Raw genomic sequence first — 16615 nt, 5'->3', positions numbered from 1 at the left:
TACTGCAGGGGGGCTGCGCAGCAGCCCCTTTTGCCGCGAAAGGAGTCGCCGAAATTCTACCCTGGCGTGCCTAGCGACCCGCGCAGCGGCTGCGCGCTATACTCCGCGCTTTTTGCCCGTGCCGGAATCCGCCCATGCGCCAGGTTTTGCTCATCGTCGATGTCCAGTCCACCTTCAGCCCTCCCGAGTGGCTGGTCGATGGCCTGCGCCGGTTATCGGCGAACATCCCCACCATCGCCTCGGTCGAGTTGCACGACGAGCAGGCCACGCCGTTCGATCGGCAGCTCGGCTGGCACCCGGCAGCCGAGGATGAGAGCCTGGTCGAGGCTGACCAGGTGTTCGTCAAGCATGGCTACGGGCAGAGCGCCGAAGCGCTCGAGTACATCCGCCAGTTGGGTGTCGAGCGTGTGCTGGTGTGTGGCCTGCAGACCGAAACCTGCGTGCTGGCCGCCGGCTTCGCCCTGTTCGATGCCGGGCTGACGCCAACCCTGGTCACCGATATGACGGTCGGTTCTTCGCTGGACCGCTCGGGCAAATTGGGCATTCAGCTGTGGCAGCACCATTTCCGCCAGGTCACCACCTCGGCGGAAGTGCTGGCTGAATTGGCCGGGCGCTCCTAGCGGCGGTACGGGTGGGTTCAGGCCGCACGCTGCACGGGATCATCACCGCCGCGTGGCTTGTTGCCGGTATTGATGCGTGCGAGCAGCCAGCGCGTCGCTGTGGTCCAGGCATAGCTGACGGCCACGCCACCGGTTATGGCCACGGCGACCTCGAACAGCGGGTGATGGAAAAAATGGTCCGCCAGCGACTGGAACTGGAAGTGTGTCAGGTAGATATACAGGGTTGACGACGCGATCACCGCACCCGCCCGGGCCACCAGCGCGGGTACGGGTAGCGAACGGAACCAGATAAGCGCCAGCATCGCCGGCAGGGCAATGTCGACATAGCGTGTGAAGGCCTCCCAGCCAACACCGGCCACCGCCATCAGGTCCAGCTCACCCACCACCAGCACGGCCACCGCACTGGCTATCCATTTGCGCGCCATGGTATCGGCGTGGTGAACGGCCATCCCCAATACCATGACCGCCAGGAAATGTTGCGGTACCCGGTTGAGCAGGGGGCCGGCATCGAACACGAAGCGGTTGAGCAGCACATCCAGCGCCACCAATGCACAGGCGGCGATGGTCAGGCAACGGAACGGGTCGGCGCTGACGCGCTGGCGCACGCGCCTGATCGACAGTACCAGGCCAATGATCACGATCATCTGCACCAGCACTTCGATGTACCAGTAGTTGAACAGGCCAACCTGGTTGACCGGGAACCAGTTGGCCACCAGCAGCAGTGATTGCCAGTGCAGCTGGTCGAACACCAGTTGCAGCAGCGCGGTGTACAACAGCGTCGGCACGACGATCGCCGCCAGCGACCTGATCAGCGTACGTGCATCGCCGCGTTCTTCGATGGCCTTGAGCTGGAAGCGCGCCAGGCTGATGCCAGAGACCAGGAACAGTACCGAGGTTTCGCCGACGATCAGCCAGTGGTCGAGCTCGCTCAGGTGGCCGACCACGATCAGGATGATGGCGAGCATGCGGATGAACACCGGCATTTCCATCACCCGCCAGGCGCTCTTGGCTGGCGCGCTCAGCTCGGCCAGCTGGTACACCGGCAGGGTTTCCCAACGGCCCGGAAGGTGGCCGATCAGCTCCTCCAGCACGCGCGAAGCCTGGACGAACGACAAAGAGTCGCCGCCAAGCTCGACAAAACTCAACCTTGCATCCAGGTGCGGTACCTGAAGGATGCGTGCCCAGGCTGAGCTCAGTTTTTCCGCCAGCGGTGACAAGGTTTGGCCCGTGCTGTCGTCAAATGGCGCGGGAAGGGCGCGTTTGTCGAGCTTGCCATTAGGGGTAAGTGGCAGGGCATCGAGCATTATGAACAGCGCCGGCACCATGTAGTCCGGCAGTTGTCCGGCGAGGGCCTGGCGCAGTTCATCAGCGGAGGTGGCCTGACGTGCGACGCAATAGGCCACCAGGCGGGTCGATGCACTGTCGTGATTGGCCAGCACTGCACATTGCTCGATATGCGGGTGGCGGTTCAGCGTGTTCTCGATTTCCGCCAGTTCGATCCGATGGCCACGGATTTTTACCTGGCTGTCCGCACGGCCCAGGAAGCTGGCGCTGCCATCGGCCAGGTAGGTGCCCAGGTCGCCGGTGCGGTAGCAACGGTCGCTAGCCAGGCCGTTGAACGGGTTGGCGATGAACTTGGCCTCGGTCAGCGCCGGGTCGCCCCAGTAGCCCAGCGACAGGTACGGGCTGCGAATCAGGATTTCGCCGGTTTCGCCCGTGCTGACCAGCTGATTGGCAGGGTTGACCACCAGCAACTGTGCCTCGGCGATGCCTTTGCCCAACGGCACCCGGGCAGTGTCCATGGCCGGGTCGAGGGTATGGAAAGCCATGGCTTGCGGGGTTTCGGTGGTGCCGTAGAAATTGACGTTAACGGCATTCGGCGCGATGACCCTGATCTGCTGGTAAAGCGCCGGGTTGAGCGCGTCGCCGCCCCAGAACAGGTAGCGCAGTTGTTCGAATACCTGGCCATTCGCTTGCGCACCGGTTTGGATCAGCTTGCCCAGTGGCGGCGTGAGATGAATCACGCTAACGGCATGTTGGTGAATCCAGTTGGCCAGTTGCGCCGGATCGGTCAGGGTCGACGGGGCCGGGCAGGCGATGGTTGCGCCTAGCGACAGGGGGGTGAACACGTCGCGGTACACCGGGTCATGGCCCAGGCCGGAAAGCAGCGAGAAGGTGTCGGCCTGGGTGAAACCGTGCTGCTGCACATGCCAGTCGATAAAGTGCACCAACGGCGCATGGTGAGTGATGATGCCCTTGGGCTCGCCGGTGCTGCCCGAGGTGAAGGTGATGTAGGCCGGTTGTTCGGGGCTGACAGCTGGCAGTGCGATCGCTTGGGGGAACGCGTGCAGTGCCTCGGCGGGGGCTTCCGGCACCGGTACGACGAGGCGCTGCGTGGCGTCGACGGTGGCCTTGCCACAGCGCAGGATGACGGCAGGCGCCAGGGTGTTGACGAGTTGCTGGATGCGGGTGGCAGGGTACGCGGCGTCTGCCACGCTGAACGCCAGCCCGGCGCGCAGGCACCCGAGCATGGCGTAGACCAGGGCGGCGCAACGGTCGGCGACGATCAACACGCGATCGGAGGTGTTATCTATATTCTGAAGCAGGAAGGCGGCAATACCCCGGCTTACCTGCTCTAACTGGGCGTAGCTGCAAGTGGTGTGCGCGGCAATGATCGCGGTGCCATCGGGGCAGCGGCTGGCGTGTTCCAGAAAGGCCTGGTAAATCGGTTGCCCGGTACGGTATTCCAGGCGCAGCGTGGGGTTCGGGCGCAGGTCCGGCATGATGGGTGGGGGCTCCGCATGAACGTTTGGGCTGGCTGGTAGCACAACGCTAGTGCAGGGAGCGCGCAGGCGCCAACAAGAATGCTGGCCGTGCGATGGCCGGGGTAGGCACCTGGTTTCTCAGACGGGTTCGGAATGGGGCTGCTGTGCAGCTCATCGCCGGTAATGCGGCCCCCACAGGGGCCGCGCAGGCTTTATGTCGATCTTGGCCTGCACGGGACACTGTGGGCGCTGGCGTGCCGGCGATGAGATCGGTGCAAGCCGGACGAGGTGGCCTGCGTTGGCCGATCGATCAGGCCACATCCACCAGCACGATCTCGCTGTCTTCAAGGGCGGTCACCCGCAGCACTTCCTCCTGTTCGATCGCCACACCATCACGTGCATTGGCCCGCAGCCCGTTGACGTCCACCAGGCCCTTGGCCGGCACCAGGTAACCCCGGCGTGCGCTATCGAAGCGGTACTCGGCGGTTTCACCCGCCTTCAGGGTGGCAGCCACCAGGCGCGCATCGGTGCGAATCTGCAAGCTGTCCTGGTCGCCGGCACGGCCGCTGGCCAGGGTCACGAAGCCTTCGCCACGCTCACCTTTGGGAAACGGCCGGCTACCCCACTGCGGCGCTTCACCGGTGCGCTCCGGCACGATCCAGATCTGGAAGATGCGGGTATCGACGTCTTCCAGGTTGTACTCGCTGTGCACGATGCCGGTACCGGCACTCATGACCTGCACATCACCGGCCTCGGTACGGCCTTTGTTACCCAGGCTGTCCTGGTGACTGATGGCACCTTCCCGTACATAGGTGATGATTTCCATGTCGCGGTGCGGGTGCGGCGGGAAACCGCTGCCGGCCGCGATCAGGTCATCGTTCCAGACCCGCAGGTTGCCCCAGTGCATGCGCGCCGGGTCGTAGTACTCGGCGAACGAAAAATGGTGGTGGGCGTCGAGCCAGCCGTGGTTGGCGTGGCCGAGGCTGTCGAACGGTCGCAGTTGCAGCATGGTCGTGCTCCTTCAATCAGTGGAATGACGCCATGATGCGCCAATGATAGATCGAAAATAAGCGTAAATATCGGCTTAAAACTATCTATATGATCGATGTGTTTTGCTGCGGGTTTTTACCCGTTTCATCGCCTAATCCACTGATCTGCAAGCATTCGCTGGCGATTTTTTCTCGATGCGGCGAACATGCCCGCTGATTTGGTTTTACAACGGAGTGACCGTGGCCCACGAGCAACCCCAGGCCCCCGCCAACCTTACCCCACCTGCCCAGTTGCCCTGGTTTCGCCGCCTGGTCGCCCGCTTGCTGGGGCGTGGCTTGACCCGCCTGCAAGCGCAGCACCGCGAATCCTGGTTTCTTGGCCACGCCACCGGCCAGCGCAATGGCCACGCCGAAGGTTTGCGTGACGGCTTCGAGCGTGGGCGGGAGGAGGGGTACGAGGCTGGGCGCCAGGTGCTGGTGATTCGCGACACCCGCCCCGACACTGCCGCTGTACCGGGCCAGGATGACAAGCTGTTCGATGACTGGCGCCTGCCGCTGACTGCCGAGCTAAAAAAGCGCTTCAAGGCCGATGTCGCCCAGCGCCTGCCCGCCGAGGCGCAGCCCAGCGCCGCGCAATGGAAACTGATTTTCAGCGACACGCCGTCCACCTGCGTGGTGGCCGGGGCCGGGGCGGGCAAGTCCACCTCGCTGGTGCTGCGGATCCTGCTGCTGCGTCATTATCTGGGCTACGAGCTGGATGCGATGACCGTGGTCACCTTCACCCGCGAATCGCGCAAGGATTTCATCAAGCGCCTGCTCCAGGTCTTCGCCCTGTGGCAGATCAACCTGCAACCGCCACAAGCCCGCGAGCTGGTACGTACCTTTCATTCGCGCATTCTGCCACTGGTACGCAGCCTGCCGGGTTTCGACCAGGTGCGCGCCTTCGAGACGCTGGGCGCCGAAATGCCTGCCGGGCGCGAGGCCGAGGCCGACAGCAACCCGTTCGACCTGCGCCTGAACGATGCCCAGCGTCAGCAGCTGAACCAATGTTACAGCCAGGTGTTGGGCGAGAGCCCGCGGTTTGCCGAGCTGATCGGTCTGTTGCGCAGTGAAGCCTTGCAACTCAAGCCACTGGACCCGAACAACCCTGATGTGCAGAAGCGCGCCCAGGTAACCCAGCTTGCCGCCCAGCGCGACGAAGAACTGTGCGACGTGATCGAGGACCTGTGGTTTGCCGCTGGCGCCTGGCCGATCAAGGGCATCGAGCCGTGCCGCGAAACTGTCGAGATCCGTGGCAGCCGCTTCCATGTGCACGGGCGCCTGGCCAATGGTGGGCCATGGGTGGTGTTGGGTTTCGACCCGGCAGAAAGCGCGCAGTATCAGCGCCCTGGCGCCAAGCTGGCGGTACGCGGCGAGTGGGCGGTCAAGCGCACCTTGCTGCAGGCGTTTTGCGACAGGCCGCTGATCTGGCTCGACAACTACGCCATGGCCCGGCGGCTGGCGGCATCGCTGGCCGGTGATGCGGTGGCGGGGCCGGGTTTCGAATACAAGGTCAAGGGCGAGCTGGCGGCGGCGCCGCTGCTGGATGCATTCGTCGCCGCGGCCAGTTTCATCGAAAACCTCGGGCTGGATGTGAACACGGCAGTGGCGGCGATGAGCTTCCCGGCCGGCGATAGCGACGCGCTGTTCTTCGAGGCCCTGGCCCTGTACTGGAAAGCCCTGGAGGCGCACCTGCTGGACCAGTCGCCGCCGGTGATGAGCTACAACCGCATGTTCGCCCTGTTTGGCGAGAACAACCCGGAAAACCTGCACCTGCTGCCCGATCCGTTGCTGCGGCCGCTGGCGCACCTGCTGATCGACGAGTTTCAGGACGTGTCGCCGCAGATCGTCAGCTGGTTGCGTGCCAGCCTCGCTGAAATACGGCGCCGCGGCCCGGCCATGCACACCGGGCGCCATGCGCAGCATTCGTCGTTGCTGTGCGTGGGTGACGACTGGCAATCGATCTACGGTTGGCGTGGCAGTTCGCCCAGGTATTTCATGGAGTTCACCAAGGCGTTCCCGTCGCCGGCCAACACGCGGGTGATGCTGGTCGACAACTACCGCTGCCAGCAACAGGTGATCGATGCGGCCGAGCACCTGGTCAAGGGCACCCCGGCGATTGCCGGCAAGAAAGCCCGCGCCAGTGGCCCGGCGGCCGAGTTGCCCGGCTCGCCGGTCAAGGTGTTCGACCGTGACGAGGCTGCGTTGGGCGAAACGCTTGTCGAGCATTACCAGCGGGGTGAGACGGTCATGATGCTGTACCGCAAGGGCAGTGACCGAGCGTTGATGAACGAGCACCTGCAAAGCGTGCTGCACGCCGAGGCGGCGCTACCGGCCGAACAGCGCCGGCTGCGCCAGCTGACCTATCACAGTGCCAAGGGTTTGCAGGCCGATGCGGTGTTCATGCTGGGTGACTGCCAGTACATGACCAGCTCACCCTACAAGAACCAGGTGTATCGCCAGGCCGGTCTGGGCAAGGCCGGGGATGCCCAACCGTTCGATACGGCGCAGAAGGAAGAAGTGCAGCGCCTGGCCTACGTGGCGGTGACCCGCGCGGTGCAGCACTGCTACTGGCATGTCGAGCCCGCCAATGGTGATGCGGCCGCTGCCCCAAGGGCGTCGAGCCAGGTGGATGGCAGGCAGGCCTTCTTCGAAGACCTGCGCGGCGACTGAGTCCGGTTTAACTGCCGAGTGTCTGCAGTTGGCGAGTGAAGCTGATCAACAGATCGGTTTCAACCTGTTGCTGCTCGGCGGTCAGCATGTCCACGCCCTGGCGATACTGCTGCTCGTTGATCGCCACGCGTCGCAGAATGCCGCTGGCATCCAGTGGGCTTTCAGGCATGACGCTGGCCAGGGCTTGTAGCAAAGATTTGTTCAGGGACGTCACCGGGTCTGCGGTTTCATCCAGGCAGTAATACAGGTAGTCCAGCCCTGGCCGCCAAAAGTCGGTTATCGCGCTGAATTGCGCTGCATGCTCTCGCTTCAGGTACTCAACCCAGCCCGGCTGCTGGGTCAACCATTGCTCCCGAGCGATGGCATCCCTGTCCAGGGAACGGACCGCAGCTTTCACCATTTCGATGATTGTGTCGTTGATTCTGGCCGTATTGCGGTACAGCATGCCTCGGCTCGGCTCAGGGTAGTCCAGCGCGCTGGCCAACGACTGGCGCAAGGCCAAACGTACCTCGACATCGTCCACCAGCCCCGTTTGAAGTTCGCTGTCTGGAAAGGCTGAGGGGTCGTCCAGCTCATCGTAGGGGGGGAGGTTTTCATCGAAGGCCCCGTCGAGCAGCGCCTGTTTGCGCAAGGACCTTCTCCAGCTGATGCGATCGGCCAGTTGATTGACCTGACTGCGTCGATACAACTTGCCATACAGGCTCAGTAGATCAGCGGGTCGACTACCGGCGACGGCTGCCGCTTCGTGGGCCAGCACTTCTATTTCCAAGGCACTGAACGCGTCGGCACCTGCGTCGCCACAGGTTGGCGGGAAGTCGCCGGCCACGGTGGCGAGGCGTTCACGCAGCGCGGTGTCGCGGGCCGCGTCATCCAACAGCTTCCAGACGCGTGCCCTCAGGGCCTCGCCATCACGCTGCGCTTCTGCCGACTGGGCAAGACGTTCGAGTACGCCCAGCAGCGCTGCGTTTTCACCTTGGTCGAACAGGTCGCTCCACAGTTGCTCCTCGGCAATGCTCGCCTCGCCACGGAAAATGCCTTGCCACAGTGGCACGTCTTCTGCGTGCTCGAATACGTTGACGCCGCTACTGCCCAGGCGTGCTCGTGTCTGGGCTTCCAGGGTGTTGTAATTGAACAGCCAGCGGCGCTCCGGCAAGTGCGCGGCGACATCGCGGGCAAACGGGGTACGCAGCACACCAGGCAAGTCCGGCAGGGTACGAATGCGGTTGGACGACAGGTTTAGATAGCGCAGTTGGTACTGGGGCTGGCTCATCAGGACGGTCAGGCTGTCGGGCCACTGCTGCAGTTCGCAACGCTCAAGCTCCAGGTGGACAAGACGGGCCATGAAGCGCAGGTCGGGCGCCAGTTGCAGTGGGTTGCCTGACAGGTGCAGTACAGTGGGGTGGATCATGTCCTGGAACTGGGCGGCAAGGCTTGCGTCAAGTGTGATTCGATTGTGGCCCAGGCCGAGGGCATCCAGGGGCAAGCGCGTCAGGAAGCCTAAACTGTTGGTGTCGAGTTGCAGCCGGTTGCGGCTGAGCCAGAGTAGCCGCAGGCCGGGCATAGCCCCGATGGCCTGTTGGGCGGTGGGTGAAAGGGTGGTCAAGCCATTGTCTGTCAGGCCCAGCTCGCGTAGCCGTGGTGCCGACCTGAGCGCCTCGAACAATGTTTCGGCATCGATGTCCGGGTTACCGATGATTTCCAGGGTTTCCAGGTTAGGGAAGTTTGCCAGGAAGCTGCCCTCCAGGCGCCGCATCTGTAACCCCTCGAGCCTGAGATTGCGGATATGCGGCATGGGTGCAGTGAAAGCGGGTAGCGCTTCGAGCTGCATACGGTCCAGTACCAGTGTTTTGGCGTGCGCGCCGCCTTCACGGCGGGAAGCACTCATCAATCGCTCGGTGCATTGCTGGCGATCAAAGCGCTCTTCAAGGGTGCGGGCGGTGCTTACCCAGCGGTTGAGATCTCGGTTGAGGGTACGCTGCTCGACCTCCAGCCGGTTGATGGCGCTACCCAGGTCACCTCCTCGAGCCAGTTCGGCTTGTAGCCCACTGATTTGCTCGCTGTTGAGTTCGGGGTAGAGCGCCCGGAGTCGACGTGCAGCCGGCAAGGCTCGTCCTTGCAGGCCACGGCCGCTCAGAGGATACCCCAGCTGGCCGTTGGCCAACCGCAAAGGGGAGCGGAACCTGGGGTTGATAGGTTGCTGGCCGATCAGTGAGGCGCAGTGCTGGCGATCGTCAAGGGCAAGTTGCAGCAACCGGGCCGGGTCAGCCTGCGGGTGCGCGGCTTGCAGCGCCTGTTTGATGCGTAGACTGTCGTCGTTGGCCAGGCTGGGCCTGAACAGGCCGAGGAGGGCGCGGTCAAGCCGCGCTCGAGCTTGCAAAAGGCGCGCTTCCTCGGCAATGCGAAGCGGCACCCGGCCGTTGGTCAGGCGTTCCCGTTCGGCGTTGCTGATATTGCCAAGCAATGCTTCAAGCGCGCTCTCCGGCAGCCCGGGAAACTGCCGGGCGAGGGTTTGTGCAGTGGGTGCGTGTGTGGGACGGCGTCGTTGTTGCAGGCTCTCGAACAGCGCCTCGCGATGCTGTTCCAGGTGTTGCGCGAGCTTGTTGTTCAGTGCGGACGATCGGTGCTCAGTGGGTGTGTCACCGAGCAACTGCTCAATGGCTTCTTCATCCATCTGATCCAGCACGGTCTGGCTCAACTGGCCATTGTCCAGGTCGGTACGGGTAATTTCGATTTCTGTCTGGCCCAGCGTGTGAGGTGGGCCGTAGCGCACCGATTCGCCCCAGGGTTCTGGCTCTTGGTAAACCTTCAGCACGTTCCCCTCGGGCCACCCCGGCAGGCGCAGCAACTCAGGCAAGGCAAAGTTCTTGTACGCAGCCAGCGGCAACCCATGGCGTACGCAGTTGATGATCTGTTGTGTCTGATTGTCCAGTTGCAACCGCTGCAGCGTGTCGATCAACAAAGCGGGTGTAGGCAGGCCCGCTGCCTGGGCACGGCGCAGCACGTCTGGATCGGTACCGGTAGTGCGCATGGCATGGTCCAGCTCGCTGTCGTCCAGGCCTGCACTATGGCTGCCGAGGCGGCGCGCGAGCTGTTCGCGGTCCCATTCCAGAGGCTGTTCATGGGCCAGTTGCCAGCGGGCGTGACCATGATGCAGCAAGCGTGGGGCATAGGCCTGAGCGTCATCGGGGTGGCGCACGCGCCATTGCTGATCAGCGCCCTGAAACACCTCGTACAGGGTCCCATCCAGCTTCAGGTAGGTCTTCCCATCGACGTGTACATGGCCGAGCGAATCGGGTTGAGCCTCCTCAGGAATAGCCGCCGTGCTCGCATAGGGTTTCATGTCGGGGTGCCAGAGCACCTCCTTGTCTTCATGCCATACACTTTTCAGTGCATCGACAAAGCCAGACGCCTGGACGATCCTGGTGCCCACTGCAAAGCCGGCGATCACGCCCGCGTTGATGGCCAGCGATTCCAACTGCGCCAGTGCCTGCCGGGTATCACCTTCTTCCCAGGCCTCGAACCCGGTGAAAACAGAGCTCATCAGGTCGTAAGCAAAAACGCCTAGCATGACCGTGTTCAAACCCGGCACGAAAAACGCGGCGACATTCAGCACGTTCATCCCCAGGTCGAACCAGTATTTCAGACGCTCGTTGCGGGCGTTGGCGTCGACTTCGGCGGTAGGCACAGCGATGGTTTTTGCGTCGGCCTTCATGCGCGCAAGGTGTGCGTTGTACAAGGACGTCCAAGGGTCGGTCCTGATTGGCGAGAGCGTGAAAGGGATCACTGGCATGATTCGGGGTTTGCGTCTACCCGCTTCATCCTCTTCGAACAGCGCGATTTCCAGCTTTACGGCGAGTTCTTTTTGCCTGTCCTTGTAGGCTAAATGCACCAAAGCGCGGCGAAACTCGCTTTGCAATAGCCGGCTGCGCAGGTGCTTGCCCGCTTCCTGACGAGAAGCGAACTCCCTTACCGGGTGCTCGCTGTCGCCAGGGGCATACAAAATGCAGGGGTTCTTGCGGTAAGGGTTGTCTGGCCCGATGAACAGTATTTCGTGGACGGGGATATCGAACAGGTTGAAGTGCCAGCAATGCAACGCCTCGTTTTCATAGGTGGGGTGAGGCTTGCCGTCGCACAGTTGCCCAAGCGCATCGAGCCCGGCCTCGCTCAGCAGGCCTTTGAGCTTGGCGATCAATGCCTGGACCCTCAAGGCCTCACGGTTCGCTGCAATCGACAGGCGCTGGATTTCAGCGCGATTGGCGCCTTCATGGGTTGCAAGCAAATGGTCTTGATAGCGTTTGCCAAGGTCCAGCGCCCGACAATGTCTGACGAAGTCCGCCATCGTCAGGCCGGACAGGGGCGTGTCGCTGCCAGCGGCATCGGTGAGCCTGCTGTAGGGGCCGACTTCGTCCAGCCCCTCGAAGTTGTGCAGGGCAGCCTCTAGCAAACTGCGTGTTTGCGGCTGGCCTACGGGGCGGGTGGCCAGCACGTCCGCTTCCACGTCCGGGACCAAAGGCGTTTCCACATCGGGAACGCCAACCCAGATGTTGGCCTCTGACTCAAAGGGCTGGAAGACATACTGCGCCCTGTCTACCGGCACATTCAGCTTCAACCGCTCGGTCAACAGAGGGCCGCAGAACGCGATGATGTCCTTGAACTCGCCCAGCGCCTGTTTGACGTGCGCCAGCTGTTTGTTGCGGGTTTGCAACGCGTTGTGCAACTGCTCGCGCGTTGGCCCATCGGCAGTGGCATACCACGAGTAAGGGGTGCCATCTTCATCGAGGTACTCCTTGTACAGGCTCTGCACCACTTTGCGCGTATGCGTGGGTTGGAGCGCCTTGCTCCATTTCGGTAACGATCGGGTTATCTGGCTTTGATGCAACGGTGTCGGGGTTGTCATGGTCACCATCTCTTTTTTGGGGGGAGATAGTCCACGCTGATCAAGGCGCCGGGGTGCGGTAGATAGTTGTTGGCAGCAGTCGGTCCTGCGTATGCGCGGGTCGGTGGGGGGCTGGCAGCGAGGGAGGATCTGCGAGAGGGTGAGGCAGGTCATGGTGCAGGCTTCAGCCAAGGAGAATTGCAATGCGTTCGCTGTGCAGTCCGAAAGACCACCTGCTAGACCTCGATGGCGTTGAAATAGCGGTTCGCACCTGGGGAGCAGAAGACGGTATTCCCATATTGGCCTTGCATGGCTGGCTGGATAACGCTGCCTCGTTCGAGCGCCTGGCACCGATGCTGGACGGCTGCTTCGTGGTGGCCCCCGACCTGATCGGTCATGGCCGTTCTGGGCATCGTCGCCACGACAGCGGCTATTACGTGTGGGAGCATGCCGAAGACATGCTGGCGGTGACCGACAGTCTGGGCCTGGCGCAATTTCATGTGCTGGCCCATGGAATGGGTACCGGTATAGCGTCGCTGTTGGCGGCCATGACCAGTGGCATTGCCAGCATGACCTTCCTCGACGGCATGGGGGCACCGTTCACGGTGGCCGAGGATGACCGCGTGCAGCACCTGGCGCGGGCTTACCGGCTCAAGCGCATGGTACAGCGTAGCCAGTTGCCGGGTTTTGCCGAGCCGGATGTTGGTCGCTTCGACGACCTGGGCACCGCCCTGGCGCAACGCCGCGAGCGGCTGGACACCGAACTGTCGGAGGGTGCCGCTCGGCTGCTGGCACTGCGCGACCTGCTACAGCTGGACGATGGCTATTGCTGGCGCCACGACCCGCGCCTGGTGCTGCCCGAGCCCATGCCGCTGACCGAGCGCGAAGCGTGCGACTTGCTCAGCCAGATCCGCTGCCCGTTATACCTGATGTTCGGCCGCCAGGGGGCATTTGCCGGCGAAGCCTTCAGCCGGCGCCAGGCGGCGCTGCCCGGCCAGGCGAAAGTTTCGTGGCACCCGGGCGGGCACCACTTCCACCTGGATGCGCCGGACCGGGCGCTGGTCGACCAGTTGCTGCGTATCCTGACGCGCCATGAAGGGGGCGTTCTGCAACGCTTGGTGAACGAGTAGCTGATTCTGGTCATGCCGCGTGAACCTGGGCTATGGTGGCGAACGTATTCGCAAACACGCCACAGGGAGCCCGGCATGCGGCCTTTCACCATCAAGCACATCGACCACCTTGTGTTGCGGGTCAGCGACCTGCCGCGCAGTGTTGCCTTTTACACCGAGCTGCTCGGCTGCACCGTCAGCCGCGTGCGCGAAGACCTGGGCATGGTGCACCTGGCCACGGGCACGGCGATGATCGACCTGGTGGCCCTGGATGGCCCGCTGGGGCGGCCAGGCGGAGCTGCCCCGGGCGTGGAAGGGCGCAACCTGCACCATTTCTGCCTGCGCATCGAGCCGTTCGACGAGGCCGCGTTGACGGCCTATCTGGAAGCCGCCGGGGTAAAGGTGGAGCCTGCAGAGAAGCGTTATGGTGCCGAAGGCGAGGGGCTTTCCCTTTACTGCTACGACCCGGATGGTAATCAGGTCGAGTTGAAGGGGCCGGTAGTGCTTGGCGGGTGAAACCGCCCCCGCAGAATCGTCAGCCAACTCGCTATCGCCCAGCACCCGGTGCTGCCGTGAAGTCCAGGCCGCCTTTTTGTTCAGGGCCAGGCGGGGTGGATATCCCGCCAAAGCCGATTATGCTTCAGATACCTTGCTGCGATCCGAGGCGGCCAGCCTCGTCGTGCTTCGCGCAACCAAAGAAAGCCCTAGGGCCTGGGTGCGACGGTGAAATGGGTATGAGGTGCTCCGGCCTGCATGATGACATGACGGAGGCAACCCATGGCGGTTCTCGACAGCGCATCCACGGGCAGTAGCGCGCCCCAACGCGGTATCACCAAGGAGGAGCGCAAGGTCATCTTCGCCTCGTCCCTGGGCACGGTATTCGAATGGTACGACTTCTACCTGTACGGCTCCCTGGCGGCGATCATCGCCAAGCACTTCTTCGCCGGAGTGAATGAAACCACCTCGTTCATCTTCGCCTTGCTGGCCTTTGCCGCAGGCTTTGCCGTGCGCCCGTTCGGCGCCATCGTGTTCGGCCGCCTGGGCGACATGATCGGGCGCAAGTACACCTTCCTCATCACCATTGTCATCATGGGCCTGTCCACTGCGGTGGTGGGCCTGCTACCGGGCTACGCCACCATCGGCGTGGCCGCGCCGATCATCCTGATCACCTTGCGCTTGCTGCAGGGGCTGGCGCTGGGCGGCGAGTATGGGGGCGCTGCCACTTACGTGGCCGAGCATGCGCCCAAGGGCCGACGCGGCTTTTTCACCGCCTGGATCCAGACCACCGCCACCCTGGGGCTATTCCTGTCACTGCTGGTGATCATGGCCTGTCGTACGGCCATGGGGACGGAGGTGTTCGAGGCCTGGGGCTGGCGGATACCGTTCCTGCTGTCGATCCTGCTGCTGGTGATTTCGGTGTACATCCGCATGCAGCTCAACGAGTCGCCGGTGTTCATGAAGATGAAGGCCGAGGGCAAGGCATCCAAGGCGCCACTGACCGAATCGTTCGCCCGCTGGGACAACCTCAAGGTGGTCATCATGTCGCTGCTCGGTGGTACCGCCGGCCAGGCCGTGGTGTGGTACACCGGGCAGTTCTATGCGTTGTTCTTCCTGTTGCAGATGCTCAAGATCGAACCGCAAACCGCCAACCTGCTGATTGCCGGGTCGCTGTTGATCGGCACACCTTTCTTCATTTTCTTCGGCAGCCTGTCTGACCGCATCGGCCGCAAGAAGATCATCATGGCCGGCTGCATCATCGCCGCGCTGACCTACTTCCCGATCTTCAAGGCGCTGACCGAGTACGGCAACCCGGATGTATTCGTTGCCCAGGAGCAGAACCCGGTGGTGGTGGTGGCCGACCCAGGCCAATGCGCATTCCAGTTCGACCCGGTAGGCAAGGCCAAATTCACCAGTTCCTGCGACATCGCCAAGAGCCTGCTGGCCAAGCGCGCCATTCCGTATACCAATGAAGCGGCGGCGCCCGGCAGCGTGGCGCAGATCCGCATTGGCGAACGGGTGTTGCCGAGTTTTGAGGGCAGCAGCCTGGCGGCGGCGGACTTCAAGGTGCAGAGCGACGCGTTTACCGCAACCTTGAGTGGGGCATTGAAAGAGGCGGGCTACCCGGAAAAAGCCGACCCGGCGAAGATCCACTACCCGATGGTCCTGTTGCTGCTGACCATCCTGGTCATCTACGTCACCATGGTCTACGGGCCGATCGCCGCATGGCTGGTGGAACTGTTCCCGGCGCGCATCCGCTACACCTCCATGTCGCTGCCTTACCACATTGGCAACGGCTGGTTCGGCGGCTTCCTGCCGACCGTGGCATTTGCCATGGTGGCCGCGACCGGGGATATCTATTACGGGTTGTGGTACCCGATCGTGATTGCCGTGATGACGGCGGTGCTGGGGATCTTCTTCTTGCCGGAAACCAAGGACCGGGACATCACTCACACCTGAAGGTGAGCTTGCCTGTGCTGGCCCCTTCGCGGCCTTGCCCGCGAAGGGGCCAGCACAGGCAACCCATCAATCAAAGTAACCGCGCAGCCCGAAGGCATACCCAGTGTCCACAGCGGTCGCCTCACCGCGGCTCCAGCGCTTCTTGAGCACGAACTCGAACGCCGGCTCGTACAACCCGTCGCGCACCACCGCTCCCGCCAGCACCTCGACGTCGTACCAGCCATTTTCCAGTTCGATGACCGGCCGCCCCGGCACCTGGTAACGCGCCATCAGGTCACCCAGGGTCTTGGGCGTGAAATGCTGCAGGATGCGCCAGGTGTACAGCATCAGGGCACCGTGCTCGACCCGCAGTACATAACCGTTGCGCCGGTGTTTCAGGCGGCTGCCGGCCTCGCGCAAGGCCGGGGTGTGGTTGTCCAGGGTGAACAGGATGCGGTAGGGCAGGTTGTCGACACCGGCCAGCGGCAGCACGATGCCTTCGCGCACCGCCTGGTCGCCGCTGTCACCGTGGGTGAACGCATGAGCCAGGTCGTCGGGCAGTTGATGGTCTTGTTTGAAGCGCTCGAGCAACTGGATATCGCCGAGCAGAAAGTAGTCGACCAGGTCGTTGAGCACTTCGCTGAATTCATGGCGCATCTGTTTTCCTTATTGGTGCGCATTGGGGGAGGGACAATGGGCGTTCAGTGCTTCTGGGCAATCTGGATCAGGTTGCCGCACGTGTCGTCGAACACCGCTACGGTGACCGGCCCCAGACGGGTAGGCGGTTGGGTGAACTGCACGCCTGCAGCGCACAGCCGGGTGTACTCGGCCCCGATGTCACGCACGCCGAACGAGCTGGCGGGGATGCCATCTTGTTTGAGCGCGGCCTTGTACACCTTGGCCGCCGGGTGCGCGTCGGGTTCGAGCAGCAGTTCGACACCATTGGGGTCGTTGGGCGAGGTCAGTGTCAGCCAGCGATGCCGGCCCATGGGGATGTCATGTTTGGGCTCGAAACCGAGTACGTAGTGGTAGAAAGCCAGGGCCTTGGCCTGGTCGTCGACGAGGATGCTGGTGACCACAATCTTCATAAGCGCACACCGTTTACCTG

The 16615-nt window shown here is 63.0% G+C and carries 10 protein-coding genes; 5 read left to right on the top strand and 5 right to left on the bottom strand.

The genetic code is table 11. From position 1 onward, the window contains the following. Positions 1-134: 134 nt before the first annotated feature. A complete protein-coding gene (locus DMX11_RS08955; protein WP_110744192.1) occupies positions 135-620 on the top strand; it encodes an isochorismatase family cysteine hydrolase in 486 nt (161 codons plus the stop codon). A 17-nt stretch (positions 621-637) separates the two neighbouring features. On the opposite strand, the gene DMX11_RS08950 is transcribed toward DMX11_RS08955, so the two are convergent. Then, positions 638-3403, bottom strand: a complete 2766-nt coding sequence (locus tag DMX11_RS08950; protein ID WP_110744191.1) for an amino acid adenylation domain-containing protein — start codon at positions 3401-3403, stop codon at positions 638-640. 292 nt (positions 3404-3695) lie between these two features. Continuing rightward, positions 3696-4394, bottom strand: coding sequence for a pirin family protein (locus DMX11_RS08945; protein ID WP_110744190.1), 699 nt, complete (start codon positions 4392-4394; stop codon positions 3696-3698). Positions 4395-4569: 175 nt separating this feature from the next. Here DMX11_RS08945 and DMX11_RS08940 point away from each other — a divergent pair, with 175 nt between their 5' ends. Continuing rightward, positions 4570-7086, top strand: coding sequence for a UvrD-helicase domain-containing protein (locus DMX11_RS08940; protein WP_110744189.1), 2517 nt, complete (start codon positions 4570-4572; stop codon positions 7084-7086). A gap of 7 nt (positions 7087-7093) precedes the next feature. On the opposite strand, the gene DMX11_RS08935 is transcribed toward DMX11_RS08940, so the two are convergent. Continuing rightward, positions 7094-11983: an NEL-type E3 ubiquitin ligase domain-containing protein gene (locus tag DMX11_RS08935; protein WP_371921784.1), complete on the bottom strand. Its 4890-nt coding sequence runs from the start codon at positions 11981-11983 to the stop codon at positions 7094-7096. 182 nt (positions 11984-12165) lie between these two features. Between DMX11_RS08935 and DMX11_RS08930 the strand changes: the two genes are divergently transcribed. The 3 genes from DMX11_RS08930 to DMX11_RS08920 all read left to right on the top strand — a co-directional run bounded on the left by DMX11_RS08930 (position 12166) and on the right by DMX11_RS08920 (position 15528). Next, the gene (locus tag DMX11_RS08930) at positions 12166-13092 is read left to right on the top strand and encodes an alpha/beta fold hydrolase (RefSeq protein ID WP_110744187.1); all 927 of its coding nucleotides are present in this window, start codon (positions 12166-12168) and stop codon (positions 13090-13092) included. A gap of 75 nt (positions 13093-13167) precedes the next feature. Continuing rightward, a complete protein-coding gene (locus DMX11_RS08925) occupies positions 13168-13587 on the top strand; it encodes a VOC family protein (RefSeq protein ID WP_110744186.1) in 420 nt (139 codons plus the stop codon). A 261-nt stretch (positions 13588-13848) separates the two neighbouring features. After that, positions 13849-15528, top strand: a complete 1680-nt coding sequence (locus tag DMX11_RS08920) for an MFS transporter (protein WP_110744185.1) — start codon at positions 13849-13851, stop codon at positions 15526-15528. A gap of 66 nt (positions 15529-15594) precedes the next feature. Here DMX11_RS08920 and DMX11_RS08915 read toward each other — a convergent pair whose 3' ends face one another. Both DMX11_RS08915 and DMX11_RS08910 read right to left on the bottom strand, forming a co-directional pair. Continuing rightward, positions 15595-16164, bottom strand: coding sequence for a hypothetical protein (locus DMX11_RS08915; RefSeq protein ID WP_110744184.1), 570 nt, complete (start codon positions 16162-16164; stop codon positions 15595-15597). 44 nt (positions 16165-16208) lie between these two features. Continuing rightward, positions 16209-16595 carry a VOC family protein gene (locus DMX11_RS08910; RefSeq protein WP_110744183.1) on the bottom strand — a complete coding sequence of 129 codons (387 nt, stop codon included), beginning with the start codon at positions 16593-16595 and terminating at the stop codon, positions 16209-16211. Positions 16596-16615: the final 20 nt, after the last annotated feature.

Origin of the sequence: Pseudomonas sp. LB-090624 (assembly GCF_003205205.1) — a bacterium.
Taxonomy (GTDB): domain Bacteria; phylum Pseudomonadota; class Gammaproteobacteria; order Pseudomonadales; family Pseudomonadaceae; genus Aquipseudomonas.
The sequence above is the reverse complement of the archived record's forward strand: the minus strand, read 5'-3'. Positions and strand labels throughout refer to the sequence as shown.

Excerpts from the sequence above, each read along its gene's own strand:
- DMX11_RS08950 (WP_110744191.1), bottom strand. The coding sequence starts at position 3,403 with ATGCCGGACCTGCGCCCGAACCCCACGCTGCGCCTGGAATACCGTACC.
- DMX11_RS08925 (WP_110744186.1), top strand. The coding sequence starts at position 13,168 with ATGCGGCCTTTCACCATCAAGCACATCGACCACCTTGTGTTGCGGGTC.
- DMX11_RS08915 (WP_110744184.1), bottom strand. The coding sequence starts at position 16,164 with ATGCGCCATGAATTCAGCGAAGTGCTCAACGACCTGGTCGACTACTTT.
- DMX11_RS08930 (WP_110744187.1), top strand. The coding sequence starts at position 12,166 with ATGCGTTCGCTGTGCAGTCCGAAAGACCACCTGCTAGACCTCGATGGC.
- DMX11_RS08955 (WP_110744192.1), top strand. The coding sequence starts at position 135 with ATGCGCCAGGTTTTGCTCATCGTCGATGTCCAGTCCACCTTCAGCCCT.
- DMX11_RS08920 (WP_110744185.1), top strand. The coding sequence starts at position 13,849 with ATGGCGGTTCTCGACAGCGCATCCACGGGCAGTAGCGCGCCCCAACGC.
- DMX11_RS08945 (WP_110744190.1), bottom strand. The coding sequence starts at position 4,394 with ATGCTGCAACTGCGACCGTTCGACAGCCTCGGCCACGCCAACCACGGC.
- DMX11_RS08935 (WP_371921784.1), bottom strand. The coding sequence starts at position 11,983 with ATGACAACCCCGACACCGTTGCATCAAAGCCAGATAACCCGATCGTTA.
- DMX11_RS08910 (WP_110744183.1), bottom strand. The coding sequence starts at position 16,595 with ATGAAGATTGTGGTCACCAGCATCCTCGTCGACGACCAGGCCAAGGCC.
- DMX11_RS08940 (WP_110744189.1), top strand. The coding sequence starts at position 4,570 with ATGCGGCGAACATGCCCGCTGATTTGGTTTTACAACGGAGTGACCGTG.